We start from the raw sequence: 25,094 nt of genomic DNA on the forward strand, positions 1-25,094 counted from the left end.
AAAATACCGGGTCATTGGGAAGCTGATTTAATTAAAGGTAAAGACAATAAAAGTTCGATAGCAACACTTATTGAACGAAATACACGGCTCTGTATCTTGGCAACATTACCTGATGCAAAGGCAGAATCAGTGCGCAAGGCTTTAACTGAAGCTCTGAAATATTTACCTGCAGAACTGCGTAAAACGTTGACCTATGACCGTGGACGCGAGATGTCAGAACATAAAATACTCGAAGAAGATTTAGGCATAGATGTATATTTCTGTGACCCACATTCACCTTGGCAAAAAGGCACATGCGAAAATATGAATGGTTTAATTAGGCAATATTTACCTAAAGGGATTGATTTAAATCAGGCAGATCAGCATTATTTAAATCAAGTTGCCATGTCACTGAATACTCGTCCTAGAAAGGCGTTAGATTGGCTTACACCATTAGAGAAATTTGCTCAGCTTGTTGATTATCATATGGCTTTTGAAACTGTCGCACCTCATGTTTGAATTCGCCTTTTCTCGTATTTTAAACTGTATGTTCAACCGTATTTTCTAAATTTCTTATTATTTGCTGTACATCTTCAGAAATTGGCATTTTTTGCATGCTATTTTTATTTATACAAACCAGAACCGCTTCAGAAATTGCCACTATACTTTGCTGCTGCTCACTCCATAATAAATAACTCATACGAAATGAGGTAGTGCCTATATCTTCAATACGCACACCGATTTTAAGTTGATCCGGATAAACCACAGGCTTTAAATAGCGACATTGATTCGTAGCCACAACAGTTAATAATGGACCAACCAGTATATTTAATCGATCCAGATAAGCCAGTCGGGCACTTTCAATATAACGGTAATACACCGCATTATTAACATGACCAAAGGCATCCATATCACCCCAAGCCACGCGTTGCTCAAAAATCACTGGATACTGCGCAAGTGATTCCATATATTATCCCCTATATTCTTGTATCAATAAAATTGGCATTTGATTCAAACACCTGATTCAGTTGTTGTTGTAACTCATCCTGCCCCTGCAAGGCAGATTTAATGCGCAGATAACTCATACGCACATCATCTGGATAGAGTGCAAGCAGTTGCTGGGCTTCCTCTACTCGACCCGCAGCTTGCAGTACATGCCATTTGGCAAATGTTAAGACCGGCACTGCTGTATATTTTTCTTCCCACAATGAAATTTGCTGGTTAATAATTTCATAATCAGGATTTTGTCGAAGTAATTGTTGCTGAAACCATAAATAAAATACGTCCTGATTAAATTGCTGTTCCAATAAATGCACTGCTAGCGCTTCATGCTCGGCACTCATTTCAGGCATTTTAAATAACAACTTCAGCCACAATATTTTGACGGTATAGTCACGTGTAAATATTTCTTCGCTTAAGTCGATATAGCGCTGTTGCAAGTATTTTAAATCTTCCTGATCCGCCTGTTCAAAAGCCAGTAATAATTGTTCTAGCCAAAGTGTTTTAGTATTTTGCTCTAAATGACCATATTGAGTTGATCTTAAATACAACCAGGGAAATTTCAAGGCAAATTGTCCCCATAATTTGGTTAATCGCTGCTCATAAGCTGATTTAACTTTAAACAGCCACGGGGATAATTCATGCTGATTTAAGAATTCAAGATGGGTTAATGCCTGCTGACCGTCCTGTTGCGATAAGTACACTTCAATACGCTGTAATTCAGCCAGTTCAAATGCCATCGGATTGGACTGATTTAAAGATTTCAAGGCCTCATCAAAATCTTGCTGCCCCCAAGACAAACGTGCATGAATAATATCTTTTAATAATCCAGACTGGACAAAAGACTGCTGAATAAAATCACGTTGATCCTGTGAGGCATTGAGCAGCCACACCACTGCCAGCTGTTCATAAGGATGTAAATGATGAAAACTGAAAACGCGCTGTTTTTTGCGCTGCTCGCGATTCAGATAACGCGTAACCGCATACCACAGCATATGCATGACAAAGCTGATCGTAACCAGTAGCGCTGCCAGTATCCATAGACTGGTCTGTACCTGCCAGTTACGCCAGTACAGATAGACATACCCTGGTCCGTGACCGTAACTGAGTAGACTTAAAGCCGCAATACCGAGCAGACTGACAAATAAATAGGCAAGCAGAATCTGTTTCATAAGCGATCAGCTCATTAAGGTACGGGCATTCAGAGGAGGAACCGGTGTCAGCGGTATGGTGCGGATCTGTTCCAGCTGTTTAACCCATTGCTGGCTTTTCGCATCCGGTAATTGTTTGAGGACTTCAGCCACGGCACCAAGCGATTGCTGGAAAGGAATTTGCTGACTTTGCTGTAGCGCGTTTTGTGCCATCAATAAACGTAATTGCGCCTCTTTCAACACTAGTCCTCGCTGCATTAACACCGTACTTGGCTGCTGCACAGCTTCAATTTGAATCAGATTGCGCCAGAAGGAACCAGACTCTGCCGGTGTGGCACTGTGCTGGGCTTTTAACTCCCTGGCAATTTCAGCATCCATTTGATTAAGTAAATCCCGGATTTTATTCTGCTGTACCAGACGACTATTGATGAACTGTTGCAACATTACCTGATCTTTACTGAGTACACGCTCCAAACCGTCTAATAAAGCCGGTGCAAGCGTATAATTCGGCAAATCCAGTTGCAGCTGACTGAGTTTTTCCAATGCTGTGCTGTATTGCTGCTGCTGCAAAGCGAACTCAATCAGGCTGAGTTGCTGACGAACCAGTTCGGCATCATGCGATTCAGGTGCAGTAGCTATCTGTGAGTTGAATACAGCTGGTGCATCCTGGCGCTGTTCAGTTACCTGGCGTTTAAGTGCAACCACCTTGTCATTCAAACTGGCATTTTGCTGCTGCAATAGAGTAAAGCTGGAGCTGAGTTCTGTATGGGCCTGGCGCAAACTGAACAGGTCATAACTGATTTTGACCATCCAGGCGAATGCCACAATGAACAGCACGATTAAAATTTTCTTCATGAGTTCCCCAGTACTCGCTTCATCTCCCGTACGATCACATCGCTGCTCAGGCTCTCAAGTTGTACATACTCAAATGCTGCAGCATGATGTTGACGGTATTCCCCTAAAATAGCAGCCAAACGTGGGCCTAAAACCAAATAAATTCCCTTGCTGATCAGGGAGATGTCCTGCTGCATTAGCTGCACCCAGTTTAACCAGCTGGCTTCACTACTCATCAGAACCATATAATGGCGATTGTCCTGCAATCGAGGCAAAAGCGCAGCTATGGTCTGTTGTGACTGAACCGGACACTGACGTTGATACAGTACAAAATTTAGTACCTCAACACCCTGCTGACGCAAATGGTCCATCATAAATAATCGACCGCCCTCACCTCGCCAAAAGGCTACAACAGCATCTTTTTCAAGACTCTCCAAAATCGGTAATTGTAGCATTCCTTCAGAGGTTTCAACCTCAGGCACATGACTTTGAATGCCATATTGTAGCAATGCCTGTTCAGTGCTTCGCCCTACAGCAATCCACTGTATATGGGCCAATGTAGCCAGTTCAATGCCTGCCTGCGCCAGATATTGCATGCCAATCTGCACCGCAGTCGGACTCACCACCACAATGACTTGAGCACGATTCAACTGCTGATACAAGCTATTCAATTCTGCTGAATAAGGCTGTGCAACCAGCTCCAGCAAAGGTAGCTCCACCACAGGAATTTGTGCTGCCTGTAACTGCTGTGTGAGTCGGACAGCACGATCCTGAGGACGAGTATTGATAAACAGCATGAATCTTATGAATATAGTGCTTTAAGCAAATCACCCGCACCTTGGGCTAATAGATTCTGTGCCAGAGCCACACCGAGCTGCTCCGCCTGATTTACATCACCCTGTAATTCTGCTTTTAATAAAGTGGCACCATCCACGCTACCCACACGGCCTTCGATGGCAATTTTACCATCCTGTAAAGTTGCATAACCTGCAATCGGCACCTGACAACCACCTTCCAGATAGGCATTAAATGCGCGTTCAGCACGGACACAGGCATCAGTCTCCGCATGTAAGAGTGGCAGGATCAGGTCAAGTACGGCCTGATCACGATCACGACATTCAAGACCAAGCGCACCCTGTCCCACAGCTGGTAAACTGACCGCAGGCTTAAGCGTATGACGAATACGATCTGCCAATCCCAGACGTTTTAAACCGGCACTGGCAAGAATAATAGCATCGTAATTACCTGCATCGAGTTTCGACAGCCGTGTGCCGACGTTACCTCGCAGATCAATGATCTCAAGGTCCGGACGTGCCTTTAAAATCTGACTCTTACGACGCAGACTGGATGTGCCTACTTTAGCGCCCTGTGGCAACTCGTCAAAGCTGGCATAGGTATTAGACACAAAGGCATCCAATGGATCCTCACGTTCGCAGATCACTGCAAGACTTAAACCTTCAGGCAGTGCCATAGGTACATCTTTCATGGAATGCACGGCCAAGTCTGCACGACCATCCAGTAATGCAGCCTCAAGTTCTTTAACAAACAGGCCCTTGCCACCAATTTTTGCCAATGGGGTATCAAGAATTTTATCACCCTGTGTCACAAACGTGACCAACTCGACCTGAAGGTCGGCATGCAGTTCCTGCAGACGTGCACGGATATGCTCCGCTTGCCATAGTGCAAGAGGACTTTGTCGAGTTGCAATTTTTAGGGTCTTCATAAATTTCAAATACAGTGAATGAGAACAATAGTCTAAACTTAACCTGATCACTTTAAAATGCAAGTGAATTTATGCAAGTTTCAACTGCAACCCGATCCCATACGCTTCAGAGCTTATGAATGCGTTCACGTAAAAATGGTAAATGGCGCCGACTTACTGCAAGTCTTTCATCCAGCTCACGGCAACGCACCTGATACTGCCCCGAACTGACCACTTCCAGCCCATCCAGATAGTTCACAGACACCAGCGCATTGCGGTGAATCCTGATAAAATTCTGACCGAATTCCTGTTCCAAGTCCTTTAATGTTTCATCGATCAGGACACTGCCATTTTTATGCCGTACCGTGACATATTTCTGATCAGCCAGGAAATAGTAAATATTTTCCACAGGGACAAGCTCCACCCCGCGATAAGTCTTTGCCGCAATCTGATGGCGGCTGATATTGAGTTCTTCCATATTTTCTTTTTGTTTTAGTTGGCTCATCTGAGCTTGGGTAAGTTTGGTTAAATGCTCGAATACCTGTGCTAACTCCTGTTGCATCACTGGTTTGAGCAAGTAGCCTTCTGCATTCGACTTGAATGCATCAAGCGCATGGTTGTCATAGGCCGTACAAAAAACAATTGCCGGCATTGGGTCAAGCTGGCGCAGATGTTGTGCGCAATGCAGACCGTCCATTTCGGGCATTTGAATATCTAATAGAATGACATCGGGCTCGTGCTGATGGGCCAGATCAAGGGCTTGCTGACCATGGGTTGCGGTTGCAACCACAGTATGGCCGAGCTGGCTGACCAGGCGTGCCAAACGCTCTATGGCAAGAGGCTCATCATCACAGATCAGGATGTCCATTTATCCTCCTTCAGTTAACGGCATGTCATTGTTGTTAAGTTAACTGCATTTTATTGTTATTTATATTGATATTGCACAACCGTCGTAAAAATTCCCTTACCGGCATAGGTTCTAAAGGTTACTCTCGGGCCATAATAGGCCTTCAAACGCTGTCGAACATTTTCAATTGCAATACCATTTCCCCGCTTTAATGCTGCATGATCCTGTGAATATGGGTTTGTTATAATAATATTAATTTGATTTTGCAGGATTTCAATCAATACGCTTATCGTACTCTTTGTTAGAATTTTTTCAACTCCATGGAAAATACTATTTTCTAATAGGGGTTGTAAAGTCAGTAATGGAATTTGGACTTGTGAGTATAAGTCTTTGTTTTCTAATTTCCATTCAACCTGCAAACGATCACCAAGCCGGATTTGCTCAATCTCCAGATAACGTTTGCACAAATCGATTTCTTCTTGCAAGCTGACCAGCTTTAATTCCTGAAAGCTGGCACGAAACAGTCGGGAAAGATTAAGTAGCATATGTTCCGCTTTATCGGGATCAATGCTGATCAGGCTGATAGCACTATTTAGACTATTAAATAAAAAATGTGGTTGAATCCGGGCCTGCATCGCCTGAATCCGTGAATTTAACTCGCTATGGCGTTGACGTGTCCATTGCTCCCTTAAGTAAAGATAACGAAAACAGAAAGTTCCGAGCAAAATTCCAAAACTCAGGTGCATTCCGACCTGCTTAAAAGCAATTTCAGATGTAAGATCATGCAGATGAAAATTTATCCCAAAATGTATCAGAATGTTTAAACTAACTGTCGTTACCAGCACGATAGCCTGTAATAACAAGAATCCGGTAATCAATGCAGATTTGATCCCCATACGATCAAAATACTGGTGAAACAGTTCTACACAAGCCGCAAATGATAGCAACACCCAGTTAATATAGAGGATGTATTGCAGCAAGTGCATAAAATTGAGCGCTTGCCAGGACTGGGCTTCTGCCAGACTCAGTACCAAAGCCAAAACATTACCGCCAACAAACAGTTCCAGCAGATAACGCCAATTGCCAATCTGGCCAAAAAAATAAGAAGATTGTTGCTGCCCCATCAGATCTGTAACAGATTGAGCAGATGGGACTTCGGCAACAGCCGTTGAATTTGCTATACTCTTTTTCGTTCTACTGCTTTTAATCTTATTGAGCCGACATGACCACATCTTCTAATTCCTCAAATCCATCACAAGCCCAGACTTCGGGTATGTGGGGCGGTCGTTTCTCTGAAGCGACTGATGCTTTTGTTGCTGAATTTACAGCATCTGTACAATTTGACCAACGTTTTTATAAACAAGATATTGCGGGTTCAATTGCGCATGCAACCATGCTTGCAAAAGTGGGCGTGCTGACTGAACAAGAACGTGATGACATCATTGAAGGCCTGACTGCGATTAAGGCAGATATTGAAGCAGGTAATTTCGAGTGGCGCATTGACCTTGAAGATGTGCACATGAACATTGAGTCACGTCTGACTCAGCGTATCGGCATTACAGGTAAAAAATTACATACTGGCCGTAGCCGTAATGACCAGGTGGCAACAGACATCCGCCTTTATGTCCGTGATGAAATTGATGCCATCCTAAAATTATTAGAGAAATTACAAAAAGGCATTTTGAGCTTGGCGGCGAAAAATACCAATACCATCATGCCAGGTTTTACTCACCTGCAAACGGCACAGCCTGTGACTTTTGGTCACCACTTGATGGCCTGGTTTGAAATGCTGGTCCGAGACTCTGAGCGTCTGATTGACTGCCGTAAACGCGTTAACCGTATGCCATTGGGTTCTGCTGCTTTAGCAGGCACTACGTATCCAATCGACCGTACTTATACAGCTGAACTGCTAGGTTTTGAAGCAGTAGCTGAAAACTCATTAGATGCTGTTTCTGATCGTGACTTCGGCATCGAATTCAATGCAGCAGCATCTTTAATCATGATGCACCTGTCTCGCATGTCTGAAGAAATGATTCTGTGGACATCTGCACAGTTCAAGTTTGTGAATATTCCGGACCGCTTCTGTACTGGTTCATCGATCATGCCACAGAAGAAAAACCCAGACGTGCCTGAGCTGATCCGTGGTAAGACTGGCCGTGTGTATGGCGACTTGATGAGCTTGTTGACTCTAATGAAAGGTCAGCCATTAGCCTACAATAAAGACAATCAGGAAGACAAAGAACCATTATTTGATGCGATCGATACCGTTCGTGGTTCATTGATGGCATTTGCAGATATGATTCCTGCACTGGTTCCAAATATCGAAATTATGCGTGAGGCAGCGCTTCGTGGTTTCTCGACTGCAACTGACCTTGCAGATTACCTGGTGAAAAATGGCGTTGCTTTCCGTGATGCACATGAGATTGTGGGTAAAGCCGTTGCACTTGGTGTTCAGGAAGGTAAAGACTTGTCTGAACTCACCCTTGAACAGCTACAGCAATTCTCTGACCTGATCCAGGCAGATGTATTTGAAAAAGCGTTAACTTTAGAAGCATCTGTAAATGCGCGTAACCACATTGGTGGTACTGCACCTGTACAAGTCGCAGCAGCAATCGAACGCGCCTATGCACGTCTGGAAAAACTTTACGCTTAATTGCGCTATCTTAAATTCGGAGTATTGATATGTCTCGACAAGTATTTTGCCGTAAGTATCAAAAAGAAATGGAAGGCTTAGACTTTGCACCCTTCCCAGGTGCAAAGGGTCAGGAACTGTTTGATACTGTATCTAAACAGGCTTGGCAGGAATGGCTGAAGCATCAAACTACATTGATCAATGAAAAGCGTTTAAACGTGTTTGAAGCGGATGCAAAAAAGTTTCTTGAAGAACAACGTGAGAAGTTTTTCAATAATGATGAATCATTGGAAAAAGCTGAAGGGCTAAAGCCTGAGTAAAACTTAAAGCGTTGCTTTAAGTTTTACGCAAGACAAACACCAAAGGTGTGCGTAGGCTTTAATTAGAAAAGAGTCTCTTATGAGGCTCTTTTTCTTTGTAAGAGCACTGCTCTGCCACGCCGCAAGACAAGCAGCTTATTGTGCATAGGATTTAATCTAAAAGAATCCCCAACTTGGGGATTCTTTTTTATGCACTGCTCTAAAAATTACGCAAGACAAGCGAAGCGCGTAGTTTCAAATGTCAAGAAGGAGTCTAAGAAGACTCCTTTTTTATGCACTATACCGCCACGCCGCAAGACAAGCAGCCATGCTGCGCGTAAGCTTTAATTTAAAAAGAATCTCCATCATTAGACAGACTCTTTATATGACGCTCAACATGATTAAAGACAGGAACCGTCCTCTCAAGTAAAATCCGAAAAAGGTTTCTTAAAGCATTTTTTAATTTTCTCACCCACCTTTCTCTTGATTGCAGAAATGTACCATAAATAAGCAAATAAAATCCCTAGAATTCCCTTCATCTAGTTATCTATTTTCTAATCAATAGATCATATCCTTCCTCTTTTCCTAAACTTCTCAGAACAACAGCTTGCATCAGTTTTAAGATCATTTTTTGTCAATATTATTTATTTTATAGATTAAATTTATTTTAAATATGAAGTTTTACTAATCAATTAAGTTTTAAAATGCTGAATTTACTTATCCAATTTAAAGAATTTAATTATGAGTCTTATTAGATTTAAGCCCTTCATTCATCTCAAAATAATAGATTGTAAACGGCAGATACATGCCACTATAGAAATGCAACATTACACTACAAGAATGTACATGAATTAAAAAATGGATTTCCTATAATAGCAATTAAGAGGATGGCAACATCTTTGTATAATAGCGATAAATATCCCCGATTTCATCCCAGTTCTTCCCCCAAAGGCTGGGTATTTTTTTGCCTGAAAATTACCATCGACCATAAAAAAGCCCCAGTGACTGGAGCTTGATTCAATATTCGATTAAGGCTGTTTCAAATAGGGCCAGGCCGCTTTCAGGTAGATAAACATCGACCATAACGTGAGCACGACTGCAGTATAGAGCAATGCATAAGCCAGCATATCCAGCGGCTGCCAGTTAAGCAGAAATACGGTAATTGCGATCATCTGGAAGGCTGTCTTGTATTTGCCGACTGTAGACACCGCCACACTGGTTCGCGCACCCAGTTCAGCCATCCATTCACGTAAAGCTGATACCGTAATTTCCCGCGAGATAATCACAATTGCAGCAAAGGCCATGGAGATCGAAGGCTGCCATTGCACCAGTACAATCAGTGCAGCTGCAACCATCAGCTTGTCTGCCACCGGATCCAGGAATCGACCAAAAGCCGAAGTCTGATTCAATGTTCTCGCCAGATAGCCATCAAACCAGTCCGTTACCGCCGCAACCACAAAAATTGCAGTCAACAGCATATGACGCGTCATATCCGGATTGCTTTCATCAATCCCCATCGCCGGCGGCCAATAGGCCACCAATAGAAAGACTGGAATCAGGACAATACGTGCCAAGGTCAAGATGTTTGGAATATTCAGGATACGACCTGTAGTCATAGACACCGCCAATTGTTCCCCTCATGTACGATGAAAATGCACACTTTTATTGAGGTTTGATCCATCGTTAATAGGCTTCACTTTATACGAATTGGCCAGCAGTGTCACTAGGCAAACACTGTCACTGTCTGTCTGGCAATCGCAATCAGGCGATTTTCAGCATCCCATAGATAGGCATGTTCTGTCGCGTAGCCATCTGCTGCATGATCAGTAAATACTTTATATTTAAACCAATCATTCAACTGATGTTGTACTGGATACACATAGGTCACCGTCCAGTTGAGGCTACTGGCTGGTGCAATCTGCTTAAACATCGGCAATACACCGGGTGGCCAGATATCAAAAATTGCCATCAGGTCAGCAACTTCAAATTTGCGGTTTGCATGTCTTTCCGGATCAAAACGGCACCATCCGCCAAAATCAGGATGATCACTCCCCGTGCATGGCAAATTCACTTCAGCCCAACGAACCTCAAACTGCTGGTAACATTCTGGCATACCTACGTTTGGAGGAATGCTAAACAGGCTTTCTGGAGCTGGATAATCCGGAGCAGATGGCTCCTGATGTACTTGAATAGTTGAGTCACGTGCTACACCAAAACTGGCTAACAAGATACTCTGCACTGCATCATCCTGCCACAGGCGAACTTCAACCGTAGTGACGGATTTACCCTCACGCAGAATTTCTGCAGTTAACCTGACTGGCCGTTGTTGGACCGGCCCCACAAAAGTCACGCTGGTGCTTAAAAGATGTTTCGCCGCGTCATTAATGCTCAGCACCGCTTTTTGCATCATCATCGCCGCAGCCAGACCACCATACAGGGTCCGTCCTTGTAACCATCCTGCTGGAAGATCAACCCATTCCTCAACAGCAATCGCTGCATACACCTGTTCCAGTGTCATTGTGCATCCCTGTGGTTCATTTTAGTTCTGATATCATTCAATAAATTTGAATTGATGTGAATGCTCAATGACTTCTCCGTCACTGAGCACTTTGGCAAATGATTTAATTTGAATTTTTATTCATGCAGTACTTTATAAATAGTACGAGCCATGACTTCACCTAAGCCTGGTACTAACATCAAGTCTTTCTCTGAAGCCTTCAGCACACCTTGAATGCCGCCGAAATGGGTCAGCAGGTCACGACGGCGTTTTGGGCCCAGACCGGGAATCACTTCCAGAACTGAAGAGCCTCGTTTCTTGTCGCGTTTGGCACGGTGTTTGGTGATTGCAAAGCGGTGTGCTTCATCCCGTACCTGTTGAATCAGATGCAGGGCTTTATGATCTTCGGGAAGTTGAATCTTGGTGCCATCAATAAAATGTAAAGTTTCTAAGCCTGGTTTACGTCCCTCACCTTTGGATACACCCACCATAAAAGCGTCCAGACCAAGATCCTGCATGACTTCTATTGCCATATGCAGCTGTCCCTTACCCCCATCAATCAGTAACAGGTCGGGCAACATGTGCTTTTTATAACGTCGGGTCAGCGCCTGACGCATTGCAGCATAGTCATCGCCTTCGGTAATGTCGTTAATCGAGAACTGGCGATAATCCCGCTTACGCGCACCGCCACTATCAAACACCACACAGGATGCGACCGTTTCCTCCCCCATGGTATGCGAGATATCAAAACACTCAATCCGGTCCACAGGATGTCCCACCACCTGCTCCAGCTGATGGAAACGCTCATTCAGTTCAAAGTGATTCGCCAGTTTCGATTTAATCCCTTGCAGTACATTCATTTGTGCCAGTTCCAGCCATTCGGCACGGGTTTCGCGGACCTTGGACTTGATCTGGATTTTTTTATCAAAATGCTGGGCCAATGCCCGTTCCAGCTCGTTACGATCAGTCACCTCTACATTGACGATCAACTCTGCTGGAATTTCATCAGCAACCTGGAAATAGAAGTTGGCAATAAAATCACTCAACATCTGACTGAGATCATCACCCTGGATATCCGGGAAATAACTTTTACCTCCCAGCATTTTACCATTACGCACATGCATGATCTGTACGCAGGTCACGCCGGCCTGATGGGCAATCGCCAGAATATCGGCTTCACCTTTGACCTTGTAGATCGCCTGATTGGCTTGAACATCACGTAACAGAGCCATACGATCCCGATAAAATACAGCCTTTTCAAATTCGAGCTGCTCGGCAGCAGCTTCCATTTTGGCAATCAGCTGCTGGTTTAGCTCCTTGGTATCGCCCTGCAAGAAGCGAATCGAGTTGTTGACATCTTCCTGATAGTCTTCAGGTGAAATCAGTCCGACACAGGGTCCTGAGCAACGCTTGATCTGGTATTGCAGGCAGGGACGCTTACGCTGTGCAAAATAGCTGTTTTCACACTGGCGCACATTAAACAGTTTCTGTAAAACGATCAGGGTATCCTTGGCATTGTAAGCACTTGGATAAGGTCCAAAAAACTTGCCCGGTTGATGTTTGCCCTTGCCTCGACCTGCTGCAATCCGTGGATAAGGTTTATCACTAGACACAAAGATATAGACATAGGATTTATCATCGCGCAGCATGATGTTATACGGTGGACGATGCAGCTTGATCAGATTCTGCTCTAACAGTAATGCTTCAGTTTCAGAACGCACCACCAAAGTCTGAATATCATAAATCCGCGCCACCAATGCTTGGGTTTTCGGATGTTCAAGGGTCTTGACGAAATAACTGGATACACGGTTTTTCAGATTTTTTGCCTTACCCACATACAGCAATTCTCCATCCTTGCCATACATCCGGTATACCCCCGGAAGTGTGGTCATATTCGCCAGGATTTTTTCAATATGGGGACGCGCGTTCTCGTTCACCTGCAACCTATTTTTCACATGCAATATGCAGATAATGTGATGCTTATTGCCTGATTTTCAAGCGCGGTGACAAAATTACCATCAAGCCTGCCCACAAGTGAAGTTTATAAATATGCAATCCCGGTTAATTTATAGGCTCGCCGTTATACTGTGATTGCTAAAAGCTATAAATTTCAACTGATATCTTTGTTATGCTCGACGGGTTCGTTTTTGAGATTCCCCAAGATGACCACGCAGCATTCCGGTTTCCATATCGTCCAGCCTGGTACCTCCACGCATACTGCTTCGGAACGTGACCGCCTGATTGGCAAGCCACGCTTTCACTTTGAATCCAAGGCAGTCATGGACCTGCTTCGGGAACGGATTATTGGGCAGGATGCTGCGCTGAATGAAATTGAAAAGATGCTACATGTGGTCAAGGCTGATTTTTCCAGCCCGGATCGTCCCCTGTCTGTGACCTTGATGCTTGGCCCAACCGGAGTAGGTAAAACCGAGACCGTGCGCCTGATCGCCGAGGCTATCTATGGACGTCCAGATGCGTTTTGCCGTATCGACATGAATACGCTGGCGCAAGAACATTATGCCGCAGCGCTAACAGGTGCGCCCCCGGGTTATGTCGGCTCAAAAGAAGGTCATAGCCTGTTCGATGAAACTGCGATTGCAGGTAGCCATACCCGTCCGGGCATTATGCTATTTGATGAATTAGAAAAGGCTTCAACCGAAGTCATTCGAGGTTTAATGAACGTGCTTGATACAGGTCGTTTAACTCTCACAGCAGGCATCAAGACCATCGATTTTCGGAATTGTATGATCTTTATGACCAGTAATGTTGGCGCGCAAGCTGCCCAGCAATATCTGGAAAAGCTCAGTTATTTGCCGCAGCAGGTTCAGAATCTGTGCCTGAAAAAAGTACCGACACAGCGTATTATTGAAAAGGTCATGCAGCGTAAATTTGATCCTGAATTTTTGAACAGGATTGACCGTACCCTGCATTATCAGGCTGTACAAAATGATGCTCTGCCACGACTGGTTGAGATTGAGCTGGAAAAACTCAATTAGCGATTACAGCATCAGAAGCGAACTGTGATCCTAACTGATACAGCCAAGGCCTATTTCTATCAAGGGCATGATATTCGTTACGGCGCACGTCATCTGGGTCGCAAGATGCGTACTGAACTAGAACCAGTTTTAGCGGTATATTTTTTAGATCAGCCTGAACAGTCTACGCTGAAGCTAGATTGCATTGAAGGTAATTTGGTGATTTAGCCTGAATAGCTTCGACCACAGAATGAGCGCTTAAGATGCCTGCTGGTTCTGTACCGCATTAATAAATGCCATCTGGTCTTTGGGTGAGATCAGCACAAATTTATTGGTTCCATCTTCACGATAATCCACGCGTAAACGCTTCAGGGACAAAGCGGGCGCAACAGATGAATAATCGGTTGGAGTGACCGCCTGAATAGCAGCTACGGGAATCTGCCAGCTAAACCACATACTTTTGACGATCAATTGATCAGCAGTAAGCTGATATCGGGTATTCAGCACAGGCCACCAGATCATTACAATGGTTAGTATATAAACTGCGGTATGCAACGGATATTGCTGCATGGTGCCTTTGGCTGACATCACCAGCAGTAACTGTACCAAAAGTCCGGTCATACACACCAGAAAGGCCACCAGCCACCAGTCTTTTTTGGAACGAAATACCTGCATGTGTGCTCCCCCATTCTTAAAGCTATTGTAAATCTAAAAATAGGATCTACCAGCAGAATTACTTAACTCATCAGATATTTTAAAAATGATACAGCATGAAATAGCAATCATGAATTGCCGTATTGATTACTGTTATTTCCCTTTTAGTTTGTACTGCTTCTTGACCGCATACATCTTGTCATCGGCACAGCGGATCAGGCTGGCGCTATCCAGATAGCCACTATTGGCATCGGCCTGATGAATCCCGACACTAAGACTGACCGGCATTGTCAGTTGGCTCAAAGTCTGCTCTACGCGTGGAATAAAGCTTTGCAAGGCATCTGCCTCGGTACAGTTCGGCAATACCACTAGAAACTCATCACCGCCATAGCGGAAACAGTAGTCTTCATCCCGGGCAATCTGCTTTAAGGTACTCGCTACTGCCTGAATCACCTGATCACCATAGACATGGCCATATTGGTCGTTTAACAGTTTAAAGTCGTTGATATCAATAAATACCACGGTCACAGGCGCATGCTGTTGCCGTGCACGATAAAGTAGTTCATTTAACATCGAGGTCAGGCTACGCACATTATAAAGCCCTGTCAGTGGATCCAGCCGGGACAGGGTTTCCATTTCCTGTGCATGTGCACCAAGTGCCATGGCATATTCCTGCAGTTTGTGATGGGAGCTATTCACTTCTTTGACCAAGCTCCAGATATAGGTTTCAACCACCAAGGTAATATCAAAGGTATACAGTTTTTCCAGGGTGTCCTGCACCTGCCGCGCCAGGGCTGCATCCGCCACATACTGTTCCACCAGTTTAAAGATGCCTAATTTAATCTGATGCAAGGCAGCCAGATACAGACGCGGCTCTACCCCAATACGTTTATGCACCAATCCGATACGCAAGCGGTTATTGACATAGACACTGTCATAGCAGCCAGAAAACAGATCCAGAATATATTGATGCTGGGCGACCTTGAGGCGTTTAAGCGTATCGACATCACCAATCAGATTATTAATTTCGGGTACAGAGGTTTGATAGTCATAAAATTCAGCCACAGTGTCCTGCAAGCCTGGCTCTATCAGTTCACGCACAGTCGCCAGTGCTGCCAGGGCTTCTTCGGTCAGTCCAAGTAATTGCTTGCGTCGCTGAATGTCGGGCAATGAAATCTGCATCTGCTGCATCAGCGTCTGATCTGTCAATTTCATGCAGTGATCTTCTTATTATTGTTCTAGGTTTTTACTTATTTTCACCCATTCTAAGCCGGGCCGATTCACAATCCCAGCCAGCTTATCGGCAAACTACCACCTCACAACCAAACTGCAACAAAGCTGGACTTGGAGCGCGATTTTGATCAGGCTGCAAAACAGCAACAAAGAAATTCTCTGCCCTAAATTGACTTTTTTGACAGTAAAACGATTTTTTCAAAGACTTGAAAAGCCTCGTTATCACCCAATATAAATGGAGTTCTCATTAAAAAATTGTGAGCTGAAACAAAATCTTCAGTTCATTGTGCTTGATAAGAGCCATACTAGAACGGATAACAGCTAAAACAGTTCAGGCAAAAATAGATGACCCTTGCGTCACGGCTTGATACAACTTGTTATGTTCTTTTTGGATATAGTTATCGTAAGATTGGCGAAGCATAAATATGCGCAGGAATCGCGCATAGGCTCTTCACAACATCAACTTAGAAGTCCTCCAAAATAAAGGAGATCAGGCATGATCCACGCTGGCAATGCCATTACCGTCCAAATGCTTTCGGACGGAATTGCAGAATTCCGCTTTGACTTACAAGGTGAGTCGGTCAACAAATTTAACCGTGCAACAATTGAAGATTTTAAAGCTGCAATTGACGCGGTAAAAGCAAACGCTGACATTAAAGGTTTAATCGTCACTTCAGCGAAGTCAACCTTCATCGTAGGTGCAGACATTACTGAGTTCGGTGCGAACTTCGCGCAAGGCGAACAGGCAATTGTAGAATGGGCCCTGCCTGTTCATGACATCTTCAACTCTTTTGAAGATTTAGACATTCCTAAAGTTGCTGCAATCAATGGTCAAGCATTGGGTGGCGGTTTTGAAATGTGTCTGGTGTGTGACTACCGTGTCATGTCAGAAGCAGCTGCTGTTGGCTTGCCTGAAATCAAACTGGGGATCTTCCCGGGCTTCGGTGGTACTGTTCGTTTAAGCCGTGTGATCGGTATCGACAATGCAGTTGAATGGATGGCAATGGCCAATCCAAAGAAACCTGCTGCTGCGCTGAAAGACGGTGCTGTTGATGCAGTCGTTGCTGCGGACAAACTGCAAGACGCTGCAATTGATCTGGTTAAACAGGCGATTGCGGGTCGTCTAGACTGGAAAGCAAAACGCCAGGAAAAACTAGATCCTGTTAAGTTGAACATGCTTGAGCAAATGATGGCGTTCAATACAGCGAAAGGTGCGGTTCTTGCAAAAGCAAACCCTGCTCAATATCCAGCGCCAAAATTGATGCTTGATTCACTACAGACAGGTGCAAGCCTTCCACGTAATGAAGCATTAAAAGCAGAAGCACAAGGCTTTGCCAAAGCTGCAGTAACACCGCAAGCAGGTGCGTTGATTGGTCTATTCATCAACGATCAAGTGGTGAAGAAAACTTCCAAGAAATATGAGAAAGGTGCACACCCTGTGAACCAAGCGGCTGTATTAGGCGCAGGTATCATGGGTGGTGGTATTGCTTACCAGGCGGCAAGCAAAGGCACACCAATCATTATGAAAGACATTGGTAATCCACAACTTGCTTTAGGTATGAAAGAAGCAAACGGCTTACTGACCAAACAAGTTGAACGCAAGAAGATGAAGCCTGCTCAAATGGGTGAAACTCTTGCGCGCATCCGCCCAACTTTAAGCTATGACGAGTTTAAAGAAGTGGACATCGTGATTGAAGCGGTGACTGAAAATCCAAAAGTGAAAGGTATCGTACTGAAAGAAACTGAAGCGAAAGTTCGTGAAAACACGATCATTGCTTCGAATACTTCTACGATTTCAATTACGCGTCTGGCTGAAAACCTAGAGCGTCCTGAAAACTTCGTGGGTATGCACTTCTTTAACCCAGTGCACATGATGCCATTGGTAGAAGTGATCCGTGGTGCGAAGACTTCTGACGAAGCGATTGCAACCACTGTGGTACTTGCTCAGAAAATGGGTAAAACACCGATTGTTGTGAATGACTGCCCGGGCTTCTTAGTAAACCGTGTATTGTTCCCTTACTTTGGTGCGTTCGACCTTCTACTGAAAGATGGTGCTGACTTCCAGCAAATCGACAAAGTGATGGAAAAATTCGGCTGGCCTATGGGTCCTGCTTACTTGATGGACGTTGTGGGTATTGATACTGGCGTTCACGGTGCAGAAGTGATGGCGGAAGGTTTCCCTGACCGTATGAAGCCTGACTACAAAGGTTCAATCCAGGTGATGTACGAAAACAAACGTCTAGGTCAAAAGAATGACGTTGGTTTCTACAAATACGAATTGGACCGTAAAGGCAAGAAAGCCAAAGTGGTTGATCCAACTGCATACGAACTTGTGGCTTCTGTTGCAACTGCGGAAAAACGCGAATTTGATGCTCAGGAAATCATTGACCGTATGATGCTTGCTTTCTGTAACGAAACTGTTCGTTGCTTAGAAGACAACATCGTTGCTACGCCTGCTGAAGCAGATATGGCGATGATCATGGGTGTAGGTTTCCCTCCATTCCGTGGCGGTCCATGCCGTTATATCGACCAGACTGGTGTAGCTGAATACGTTGCGCTTTGCGACAAGTACGCACACTTAGGTAAGGCTTATGAAGCGCCACAAATGTTGCGTGACATGGCTGCTAACAACAAAAAATTCTACGGTTAAGGAGCAACGTGAATGGCTACTTTAAATCCACGTGACGTTGTCATCGTTGATGGCGTACGTTCAGCAATGGGTAAAACCAAAAATGGTATGTTCCGCAATGTACGTGCTGACAGCCTTTCTGCTGAATTAGTACGTGCGCTTGTTGCTCGTAACCAGTTCGATGTCAACGAAGTTGAAGACGTAATCTGGGGCTGTGTAAACCAGACTCTAGAACAAGGTATGAACATCGGTCGTAACATCGCGTTACTGGCAGATCTTCCTAAGACTGTTGCAGGTCAAACGGTTAACCGTCTGTGTGGTTCGTCTATGCAGGCAATCCATACTGCTGCGGCACAAATCATGACTGGTCAAGGTGATGTTTTCATCATTGGTGGTGTTGAGCATATGGGTCACGTAGGTATGATGCACGGCATCGACCTGAACCCTGAAGCGTCTAAGCACTATGCTAAAGCGTCTAACATGATGGGCTTAACCGCTGAAATGCTCGGTCGTATGAACGGCATTACCCGTGAAGAACAAGATGCATTTGGTGTTGAATCTCACCGCCGTGCTTGGGCTGCGACTCAGGAAGGTCGTTTCAAGAACGAAATCATCGGTATTGAAGGTCATGATGCCAACGGTTTTAAACAGCTTTGCGACATCGACGAAGTAATTCGTCCTGATGCAAACCTTGAAGCGTTCAAAGCATTGCGTCCAGTATTCGATCCGAAAGGCGGTTCTGTGACTGCTGCGACTTCTTCAGCGTTGTCTGACGGTGCGTCTGCAATGTTATTGATGTCTGCTGAACGTGCTCAAGCTTTAGGTCTTAAGCCACGTGCTGTAATTCGCTCTATGGCGGTTGCAGGCTGTGATGCAGCAATCATGGGTTATGGTCCAGTACCTGCAACTCAAAAAGCGCTTAAACGCGCTGGCTTGTCAATTGCAGACATTCAAACCTTTGAATTAAACGAAGCGTTTGCTGCACAAGGTCTGTCTGTACTGAAAGGCTTGGGTATTTATGACCAGCAAGACCGCGTTAACCTGAACGGTGGTGCAATTGCATTGGGTCACCCATTGGGTTGTTCGGGTGCGCGTATCACAACAACATTGTTGAACGTGATGGAACAGCAAGATACACAAATCGGTCTTGCGACGATGTGTATCGGTTTAGGTCAAGGTATTGCAACAGTGATCGAACGTGTTTAATTCTTAAATACGTGACCAAAAGAAACCCCGCCTAGTGCGGGGTTTTTTATTAAATATAGAAAAAAGATTGAGGAGGAGCTTTTTTATTACAAAAATCTTTTATATCAATTTGATTGTCGTATTTTTTAACACTAGCAACTTTAAATGCATGTGCAATATTTCTACCAAAAAAATATTCTGAAAAGTATTTTTGGCTAATACCAGCTTTATCCTTTGTTATTTCCCACAAGTCATCTGGCGAGTTGCTTACGATACTATCAACCTTAAATTCTCCAACAACCTTACCTATTGGCTTGGTTGCATAAATAATCACAGTATCGATATTGGTATTTTTAGGTAAGCATTTTCTGAATTCGAAACACTTTTCACCAGACAATATTTTGTCAGCAAACTGTGGTTTTATTGATAATAATATTTTCATTTACTCTACCTAACTGACATATACTTTTAAATTGAACATCTGATAGCTCAAAACAGCCCCAATAAGCGTTTTCATTCAAACCAACTTCATTAATTAAATCATTACGAATAATTCTTTTTGGTAAAGCTATATTATAAGAAAATCTAATTATGTAAGGATATTTTTTGTCTCTATAAAATTGCTTGAGTTCAATTTCTGAGAAAATTGAAAAAGGTAAGGCATAACTTAAAAAACTTTCTAAAGATTCAAAGCTTGCTATATGTCTATATTCTTCAATAGTACAAATACTTGTCATCACAGCAAGATACTTTGCTCTACCAGGTACGGGAGTTGTTCTATAAATACATAAAATATCGCCTTTTTTTGCAGTACAAATTGCATCCATCTTACACAAATAAATTTTGTGAATACTATTTGTATGAGATACATCTCTAATTACATTTTGAGGATCTTCAGTGGTAAGGACTGAATCTGGTAAAAGTCTAGAGTGAAACTCCGGATAAATAGCTAAAACGTATTTGCGATTACCCATTGTATTTAATAAGGGATAAGAAGTGTAAATATCATAAGGGGCAGATTTATCTAATTTCTTGAAATAAACCCTTTCGACCCCGTTCAGAGTTTGTTTAATGGCTTCTTGAACAAATCCATATTTTTCCAAAAGTTTGATTAAACCTATGTGATGGTCAAAAACTGTTACATACACTTCATCAAGATTATTAAATATTAAATGATCAAAAACTTTCTTAATAAATCTTTCACCAAGTTTCGTTCCATGAGCATTTATCTTTAAAGTGCCTAACTTGAGCCTTAACTTAGCGGGCATATTAGGTATTAGATCTGTAAGTGCATCATGTTCTATCTTTAGATATAAGAATCCATCAATAGTTTGATTATCAGTATAAAAAACATATGCTTCATCGTTTGCATCCGCTTTCTTCTTAAACCATTCAGCAAACTCTTTATAATCACTTTTTAAACTATCAAAAAATGAATTTTCTAAGTTTATCTCGGAAAATTTTTGTTTTATTAACATGTTGCCCCTTTAATATTTAAATAATTATTAACATTTGATTATTTTATATACAATTATACTTATATAAACAAATTTTTTTCTACGCTGAGAATCTTGACTGTTATCCCTTTGTAAAATTAGTGTATTTTTCAACCATTAAAATCTTAATTATGAATTACTTAAATTCTTGTAAGTGTATGATCAAGCCTCTTTTTCCTACTTCCTTAAGGGATTGATATGAACACGCTTAAAACAATGATCGCGACTGCAATCGTAGCAACTTCTGCATCTGCAATGGCAGCTGAAGCTCCAGCAACGGCTAAAACAGTAGCAGTACAAACTGTTGCTCAACAAGCTGCTGTACCTGCGCAAGTAAAAGTTGAAGCAGCTAAAGCAAATGCACAAGCGAAAGTTGAAGCGGCTCAAGCGACTGCAACGAATGCAAAACAAGCAGCAGAAACAAAAGTTGAATCAGTAAAAACTGAAAATGCGGTAAAAGCAGATACAGCAAAAGCAGCAGCTGAAGACAAAGTTGCAGCAGTAAAAACAGAAGCTGTCGTAAAAACTACAGAAGCAAAAGAAACTGCAATGGCTAACGCAGCAGAAGTAAAAACTGAAGCAGCTCAACAAGTAGAAGCTGCAAAAGCTGCACCTGCTGAAGCAGCAGTAAAAGCTGAGAAAAAAGGCTGGTTCTCTTGGTTTAAAAAAGCAGCTTAATCCTGCGATTTAAACTGCAAAGGGATGTCATCTGACATCCCTTTTTATTATCGTCTATTTTTAAATACGGCCTGCGACTAAGTAATCAGCCTGTATTTTCAAATATTAAAAAAATTAAGCTGAAACCTTCTGCGCCAGCATCGTGGCAAAATGTTGTTTGATCCGATTACCCTGCTCATCCCTGCGATATAGCTCACCAACATCCTCATTATATTTAACCAGCTTCCAGTCTTTATAAAAGGCACTTAATTCACCTTGCTTAAAGGCAAAAGGAAAATCTGGCTGGGCTGGAATGTCATCAGTATCCATGGCACACACAATCAGATTATAGCCATTGATTTTGGTCGCCTGCTGCATTTGAGTCATCAGTGCTGGAACGGTCTTGGCTTGCAGGAACATCATCACCACAGTGCAGCAGACAAAATCATAACTGCCAGAAATGCTTGGATCTGCATTCAAATCCCGTTGTGCAATATGAATCTGCTGAATATCTTCAGCATCAATGATCTGCTGAAATTTTTCCAGACTCTGGGAGTTCACATCCCAGGCATCAACCTCATAGCCCATCTGGTTTAAATACAACGAATTCCGTCCTTCTCCGCAGCCGACATCTAAGGCACGACCACCCGTTAAATAAGGCGTAGCAGCCACAATTTCAGAATGTGTTGGAGAAATCGCATATTTTTTATGAAAATAATCTTGTGGGGCGCAATAGAATTTTAACTGGCATTCCACATCTGCACTGGCAGAGACAATCTGATGCCAGCGCTGTGGTTCAATGAATGGCGGTTGCTGCTCAGGTGTAAAAACATGAGTAGATTGCACTTCTCCGCTTTCATCAACCAAGGCAAAAATCAGCTCACCTTTTAAGACTGTCAGTTTGGCCCAAGTACCCGCCTTGGTATTATGCGGACGCTGAAAGCCCTGAGGAATCTGCTCCTGTGTCCAGATCGGCATTTCCTTATAACAGACTAAGTCCTGAGTCATGCAGCATTGCTCCTGTTCTCGCACCATTTTATTCAACTGATAATTTCCTGTTTATCTATAGCATGCTTCTGTTTTTGGCACCATGCTCAGGATGATTTATAGCTAAATGACGCTTTCAGGCTACAAAGCTTCTTCAACAATTTTCTGATTTTTGGTCTTAATTTGCTGCATCTGTTTATTCAGGTTTTCAATATCTTTATACAATGCGATAAAGGGCTGCACCGCTTTTTCATCATGGAACATAAACATGCGGTTGCGTTTTTCCCATTTATATTTCTTGAGCAAGGCAAATAGCTGATCAGCCTTGGCCAGACTCTGCTTTTCAATTTCGAAGATGGCATAAGCATCACTTTCCTGCTGGGTTGCTTTCAGGTTCTGTGCCAACTGCTGACGATAACGCTGCTTGATATCGAGCCGCTTGACCTGTTCAATCTGGCTTTCTTCACGGCGCTGGATGGTCTGCTCATAGTTCCGCACAATCTGATGCACCTGCTTGAGCATGGTCTCAGTTTCTTGATAACCTTGCGCCTGATCTTTCTCCAGACGGTCAATATCCAGAAAATGCTCCCAGTTCGCTGCTTTCAGATCTCGCAAATACTGATTACGTTCTTCAGCGCGGTCTCGCATCTGTCCCAATACATATTCCGCCATGACCGCATAATCACCATCCAGACGGTCTTCTTCAATGTCCAACTGAATCGGCTGGCTCCAGTCCTGTGCCTGTTCAAAGATTTCAGCTGTCTTTTCATTCAGAACAGTTTCATATTCGATCAGCTCGGCTTCTTCCTGCTGTTGCGCAGTGTATTGATAAAATAGCCATGCAAAGACAACAAGTGTCGCACCAGCCAGGACCATAAAGACACGCGGCATGCACATGCTCCCCTGCTGCAAGTTATGTATAGGTTTCCTTTTAACCAATATGCTGATTTTTTAGACATAAATCAATTGTTCTATACAAAAACCCTATGCAGGGACATAGTTCATGTTACGAGGAAATTTCACTGAAATTCCTTTTTTAAGCCAGCTCTGAATCGTTTGATCCTGCCTAGCAACCGTTGGTAGCACACCATTCATTAATCAGCGTTCGGTCAACATTATTCGGATTGAACTGCTCCCGAGCCGCCTGAACTGAAGTGGCATCGCGGTTAATACCAAATGGCACCAGCATCAGATAAATACCGTCACGTGGATCAGGAGAACGCAAACCATCGGCAATGGCCTGCACATACTGTTGCAGCCCTGGTGGCAGGTTATCCAGTCGTGCCGGATTGGTGGTAGGCAGAATTTCGATATCACCCGCGAAGTCAGCATTAACCGTATAGTCTTGCAGTTCGCGTTCAATCTTCATCATTCGCATCTTTAAGGCCTGTTTCTGGCTGGATTGTTCTTGCAGGGGAAGCATGAACTCTGTTTCTTCACGCAGTTCACGATCTGCCATCACAGTCAGTGTCGGCAAGGTGACGGAATCGGGTGCAGCATGTGCATTAACCAGACGCAGTGCAGTAAACAGACTCAGTAGCATCAGAAAAGTTGTGTCGAGGGGACGCATAAGGAAAACCTCCGCATCGTCATTTCAGTGGGAGAAACCTTATTCTTGCTTGAACTTATGTAAAGGTGCTGAGTATTACTGTGAGCGTCGATAGACGGTTAGTACCGTATGATTACTGGTGTTCGATGTAAACGGTTTTTATGCAGATTGCTTTTGAATAAAAGATAAATCTCTCGCAAATTCCAGATATAAAAAATCCCCGACTAACGAGGATTCAAAGACTTAAGATTAGATTGCTTACTTCGAGCTTAAGGGAGAGCAGGGGAAAGCTTGTTAAAATGATCCTGCATACCGAGTTTGATCGTGCTCGGATTAATTTGTAGTTGAAAACGATATTCGGCAGATTGGCTATTGCTACGATCAATCCCCAGCGGCTGTAGCATGATATTTAAACCCTGAGTTGGATCACTGGATTGCAGGCCTTGGGCAATACTCATGACATATTGCTGCAGCATTGGAGAAACTGAACTAAAGTCAGGCTGGCTCTGCGGCTGAAAATCCAGATTTTCGATCACCTGTGCATTCAGTACAAAATTCTGGGCTTCCTTGGAACTGCGCATCACCTGATGCTGTAAGGCACGCTGAGTCTTTTCTTCCTGGACAAAAGGAACATAACCAGTTTCATTGCTCTGTTCAGGTTCCGCCATCACGGTCAAGGTCGGCAGCGTTACCGCTACTTTGTCATCGTCGGCTAGTGCTCCCATGCTGAATGTGCCCAGCATGATTCCAAATGCAGACCTAAATGCAGAAATTGTCATAATATTCATT

Annotated in this window: 23 protein-coding genes and 2 pseudogenes; 7 read left to right on the forward strand and 18 right to left on the reverse strand. The window is 43.5% G+C overall.

Translation table 11 applies throughout. The features are described 5' to 3' along the window. A pseudogene (locus tag HADU_RS00950) lies at positions 1–498 on the forward strand (IS30-like element ISAba125 family transposase); the annotation flags it as partial. Positions 499–517: 19 nt separating this feature from the next. On the opposite strand, the gene HADU_RS00955 reads toward HADU_RS00950, so the two are convergent. The 7 genes from HADU_RS00955 to HADU_RS00985 form a co-directional block, all read right to left on the reverse strand. Continuing rightward, positions 518–946 (reverse strand): acyl-CoA thioesterase, encoded by a 429-nt coding sequence (locus HADU_RS00955; protein ID WP_005220703.1) that lies wholly within the window; start codon positions 944–946, stop codon positions 518–520. Positions 947–956: 10 nt separating this feature from the next. Continuing rightward, positions 957–2,150 (reverse strand): heme biosynthesis HemY N-terminal domain-containing protein, encoded by a 1,194-nt coding sequence (locus HADU_RS00960; RefSeq protein WP_005220701.1) that lies wholly within the window; start codon positions 2,148–2,150, stop codon positions 957–959. A gap of 6 nt (positions 2,151–2,156) precedes the next feature. After that, entirely contained in the window at positions 2,157–2,984 is an 828-nt protein-coding gene (locus HADU_RS00965; protein WP_005220699.1) for a hypothetical protein, read from the reverse strand. Further along, entirely contained in the window at positions 2,981–3,760 is a 780-nt protein-coding gene (locus tag HADU_RS00970) for a uroporphyrinogen-III synthase (protein WP_008302466.1), read from the reverse strand. Before HADU_RS00970 ends, HADU_RS00965 begins: the two co-directional genes overlap by 4 nt. A gap of 5 nt (positions 3,761–3,765) precedes the next feature. Further along, a complete protein-coding gene (gene hemC, locus HADU_RS00975) occupies positions 3,766–4,686 on the reverse strand; it encodes a hydroxymethylbilane synthase (RefSeq protein WP_008302467.1) in 921 nt (306 codons plus the stop codon). 106 nt (positions 4,687–4,792) lie between these two features. Next, positions 4,793–5,533: a LytR/AlgR family response regulator transcription factor gene (locus HADU_RS00980; protein ID WP_008302468.1), complete on the reverse strand. Its 741-nt coding sequence runs from the start codon at positions 5,531–5,533 to the stop codon at positions 4,793–4,795. A 56-nt stretch (positions 5,534–5,589) separates the two neighbouring features. Beyond that, positions 5,590–6,744 carry a sensor histidine kinase gene (locus tag HADU_RS00985; RefSeq protein ID WP_008302469.1) on the reverse strand — a complete coding sequence of 385 codons (1,155 nt, stop codon included), beginning with the start codon at positions 6,742–6,744 and terminating at the stop codon, positions 5,590–5,592. Between HADU_RS00985 and argH the strand changes: the two genes are divergently transcribed. Both argH and HADU_RS00995 read left to right on the forward strand, forming a co-directional pair. Continuing rightward, the gene (gene argH / locus HADU_RS00990) at positions 6,735–8,165 is read left to right on the forward strand and encodes an argininosuccinate lyase (RefSeq protein WP_008302470.1); all 1,431 of its coding nucleotides are present in this window, start codon (positions 6,735–6,737) and stop codon (positions 8,163–8,165) included. The two genes, HADU_RS00985 and argH, sit on opposite strands and share 10 nt — an antisense overlap. A gap of 29 nt (positions 8,166–8,194) precedes the next feature. Then, a complete protein-coding gene (locus tag HADU_RS00995) occupies positions 8,195–8,464 on the forward strand; it encodes an oxidative damage protection protein (protein WP_005220695.1) in 270 nt (89 codons plus the stop codon). Positions 8,465–9,471: 1,007 nt separating this feature from the next. Here the strand turns inward: HADU_RS00995 and pgsA are convergent. From pgsA to uvrC, 3 genes are all read right to left on the reverse strand, one after another. Beyond that, a complete protein-coding gene (pgsA, locus tag HADU_RS01000) occupies positions 9,472–10,059 on the reverse strand; it encodes a CDP-diacylglycerol--glycerol-3-phosphate 3-phosphatidyltransferase (protein WP_008302472.1) in 588 nt (195 codons plus the stop codon). Positions 10,060–10,166: 107 nt separating this feature from the next. Continuing rightward, entirely contained in the window at positions 10,167–10,961 is a 795-nt protein-coding gene (locus HADU_RS01005) for an acyl-CoA thioesterase (protein WP_008302474.1), read from the reverse strand. 116 nt (positions 10,962–11,077) lie between these two features. After that, positions 11,078–12,877 carry an excinuclease ABC subunit UvrC gene (gene uvrC, locus HADU_RS01010; protein ID WP_034592013.1) on the reverse strand — a complete coding sequence of 600 codons (1,800 nt, stop codon included), beginning with the start codon at positions 12,875–12,877 and terminating at the stop codon, positions 11,078–11,080. A 225-nt stretch (positions 12,878–13,102) separates the two neighbouring features. Between uvrC and HADU_RS01015 the strand changes: the two are divergent. Beyond that, positions 13,103–14,143, forward strand: a pseudogene (locus HADU_RS01015) (AAA family ATPase). Between the two features lie 30 nt (positions 14,144–14,173). Here HADU_RS01015 and HADU_RS01020 read toward each other — a convergent pair. Further along, positions 14,174–14,590: a PH domain-containing protein gene (locus HADU_RS01020; RefSeq protein ID WP_004813613.1), complete on the reverse strand. Its 417-nt coding sequence runs from the start codon at positions 14,588–14,590 to the stop codon at positions 14,174–14,176. A 132-nt stretch (positions 14,591–14,722) separates the two neighbouring features. After that, positions 14,723–15,784: a diguanylate cyclase domain-containing protein gene (locus HADU_RS01025; protein WP_008302481.1), complete on the reverse strand. Its 1,062-nt coding sequence runs from the start codon at positions 15,782–15,784 to the stop codon at positions 14,723–14,725. Positions 15,785–16,298: 514 nt separating this feature from the next. Between HADU_RS01025 and fadB the strand changes: the two genes are divergently transcribed. Next, positions 16,299–18,452, forward strand: a complete 2,154-nt coding sequence (fadB, locus tag HADU_RS01030) for a fatty acid oxidation complex subunit alpha FadB (RefSeq protein ID WP_008302483.1) — start codon at positions 16,299–16,301, stop codon at positions 18,450–18,452. Positions 18,453–18,464: 12 nt separating this feature from the next. After that, the gene (gene fadA / locus HADU_RS01035; protein ID WP_008302486.1) at positions 18,465–19,637 is read left to right on the forward strand and encodes an acetyl-CoA C-acyltransferase FadA; all 1,173 of its coding nucleotides are present in this window, start codon (positions 18,465–18,467) and stop codon (positions 19,635–19,637) included. Between the two features lie 49 nt (positions 19,638–19,686). Here the strand turns inward: fadA and HADU_RS01040 are convergent, their stop codons facing one another. Both HADU_RS01040 and HADU_RS01045 read right to left on the reverse strand, forming a co-directional pair. Further along, positions 19,687–20,058, reverse strand: coding sequence for an ASCH domain-containing protein (locus HADU_RS01040; protein WP_008302488.1), 372 nt, complete (start codon positions 20,056–20,058; stop codon positions 19,687–19,689). Beyond that, positions 20,021–21,094, reverse strand: coding sequence for a hypothetical protein (locus HADU_RS01045; protein WP_008302489.1), 1,074 nt, complete (start codon positions 21,092–21,094; stop codon positions 20,021–20,023). The genes HADU_RS01040 and HADU_RS01045 overlap by 38 nt, the downstream gene beginning before the upstream one ends. Positions 21,095–21,310: 216 nt before the next feature. On the opposite strand from HADU_RS01045, the gene HADU_RS01050 reads away from it, so the two are divergent. Then, a complete protein-coding gene (locus HADU_RS01050; RefSeq protein ID WP_034592005.1) occupies positions 21,311–21,790 on the forward strand; it encodes a hypothetical protein in 480 nt (159 codons plus the stop codon). Positions 21,791–21,904: 114 nt separating this feature from the next. On the opposite strand, the gene tehB is transcribed toward HADU_RS01050, so the two are convergent. The 4 genes from tehB to HADU_RS01070 all read right to left on the reverse strand — a co-directional run bounded on the left by tehB (position 21,905) and on the right by HADU_RS01070 (position 25,093). Then, the gene (gene tehB, locus HADU_RS01055) at positions 21,905–22,777 is read right to left on the reverse strand and encodes an SAM-dependent methyltransferase TehB (protein WP_005220683.1); all 873 of its coding nucleotides are present in this window, start codon (positions 22,775–22,777) and stop codon (positions 21,905–21,907) included. A gap of 120 nt (positions 22,778–22,897) precedes the next feature. Beyond that, the gene (locus HADU_RS01060; protein ID WP_005220682.1) at positions 22,898–23,647 is read right to left on the reverse strand and encodes a hypothetical protein; all 750 of its coding nucleotides are present in this window, start codon (positions 23,645–23,647) and stop codon (positions 22,898–22,900) included. A gap of 175 nt (positions 23,648–23,822) precedes the next feature. Further along, positions 23,823–24,326 (reverse strand): hypothetical protein, encoded by a 504-nt coding sequence (locus HADU_RS01065; RefSeq protein WP_005220681.1) that lies wholly within the window; start codon positions 24,324–24,326, stop codon positions 23,823–23,825. A 248-nt stretch (positions 24,327–24,574) separates the two neighbouring features. Further along, positions 24,575–25,093: a hypothetical protein gene (locus tag HADU_RS01070; protein WP_005220680.1), complete on the reverse strand. Its 519-nt coding sequence runs from the start codon at positions 25,091–25,093 to the stop codon at positions 24,575–24,577. Position 25,094: the final 1 nt, after the last annotated feature.

Origin of the sequence: Acinetobacter sp. HA, from assembly GCF_000264725.1 — a bacterium.
GTDB classification, from domain to species: Bacteria; Pseudomonadota; Gammaproteobacteria; order Pseudomonadales; family Moraxellaceae; genus Acinetobacter; species Acinetobacter schindleri.

What these genes read in the sequence shown, in the direction of transcription:
- hemC (WP_008302467.1), bottom strand. Translation starts at nt 4,686, where the DNA reads ATGAAGACCCTAAAAATTGCAACTCGACAAAGTCCTCTTGCACTATGG.
- HADU_RS01050 (WP_034592005.1), top strand. Translation starts at nt 21,311, where the DNA reads ATGAACACGCTTAAAACAATGATCGCGACTGCAATCGTAGCAACTTCT.
- pgsA (WP_008302472.1), bottom strand. Translation starts at nt 10,059, where the DNA reads ATGACTACAGGTCGTATCCTGAATATTCCAAACATCTTGACCTTGGCA.
- HADU_RS01040 (WP_008302488.1), bottom strand. Translation starts at nt 20,058, where the DNA reads ATGAAAATATTATTATCAATAAAACCACAGTTTGCTGACAAAATATTG.
- argH (WP_008302470.1), top strand. Translation starts at nt 6,735, where the DNA reads ATGACCACATCTTCTAATTCCTCAAATCCATCACAAGCCCAGACTTCG.
- fadA (WP_008302486.1), top strand. Translation starts at nt 18,465, where the DNA reads ATGGCTACTTTAAATCCACGTGACGTTGTCATCGTTGATGGCGTACGT.
- HADU_RS00970 (WP_008302466.1), bottom strand. Translation starts at nt 3,760, where the DNA reads ATGCTGTTTATCAATACTCGTCCTCAGGATCGTGCTGTCCGACTCACA.
- HADU_RS00960 (WP_005220701.1), bottom strand. Translation starts at nt 2,150, where the DNA reads ATGAAACAGATTCTGCTTGCCTATTTATTTGTCAGTCTGCTCGGTATT.
- HADU_RS01020 (WP_004813613.1), bottom strand. Translation starts at nt 14,590, where the DNA reads ATGCAGGTATTTCGTTCCAAAAAAGACTGGTGGCTGGTGGCCTTTCTG.
- HADU_RS01045 (WP_008302489.1), bottom strand. Translation starts at nt 21,094, where the DNA reads ATGTTAATAAAACAAAAATTTTCCGAGATAAACTTAGAAAATTCATTT.
- HADU_RS01065 (WP_005220681.1), bottom strand. Translation starts at nt 24,326, where the DNA reads ATGCGTCCCCTCGACACAACTTTTCTGATGCTACTGAGTCTGTTTACT.
- HADU_RS01025 (WP_008302481.1), bottom strand. Translation starts at nt 15,784, where the DNA reads ATGAAATTGACAGATCAGACGCTGATGCAGCAGATGCAGATTTCATTG.
- HADU_RS00965 (WP_005220699.1), bottom strand. Translation starts at nt 2,984, where the DNA reads ATGAAGAAAATTTTAATCGTGCTGTTCATTGTGGCATTCGCCTGGATG.
- fadB (WP_008302483.1), top strand. Translation starts at nt 16,299, where the DNA reads ATGATCCACGCTGGCAATGCCATTACCGTCCAAATGCTTTCGGACGGA.
- HADU_RS01005 (WP_008302474.1), bottom strand. Translation starts at nt 10,961, where the DNA reads ATGACACTGGAACAGGTGTATGCAGCGATTGCTGTTGAGGAATGGGTT.
- HADU_RS01060 (WP_005220682.1), bottom strand. Translation starts at nt 23,647, where the DNA reads ATGCCGCGTGTCTTTATGGTCCTGGCTGGTGCGACACTTGTTGTCTTT.
- HADU_RS00955 (WP_005220703.1), bottom strand. Translation starts at nt 946, where the DNA reads ATGGAATCACTTGCGCAGTATCCAGTGATTTTTGAGCAACGCGTGGCT.
- HADU_RS00980 (WP_008302468.1), bottom strand. Translation starts at nt 5,533, where the DNA reads ATGGACATCCTGATCTGTGATGATGAGCCTCTTGCCATAGAGCGTTTG.
- HADU_RS01070 (WP_005220680.1), bottom strand. Translation starts at nt 25,093, where the DNA reads ATGAATATTATGACAATTTCTGCATTTAGGTCTGCATTTGGAATCATG.
- HADU_RS00995 (WP_005220695.1), top strand. Translation starts at nt 8,195, where the DNA reads ATGTCTCGACAAGTATTTTGCCGTAAGTATCAAAAAGAAATGGAAGGC.
- HADU_RS00985 (WP_008302469.1), bottom strand. Translation starts at nt 6,744, where the DNA reads ATGTGGTCATGTCGGCTCAATAAGATTAAAAGCAGTAGAACGAAAAAG.
- tehB (WP_005220683.1), bottom strand. Translation starts at nt 22,777, where the DNA reads ATGACTCAGGACTTAGTCTGTTATAAGGAAATGCCGATCTGGACACAG.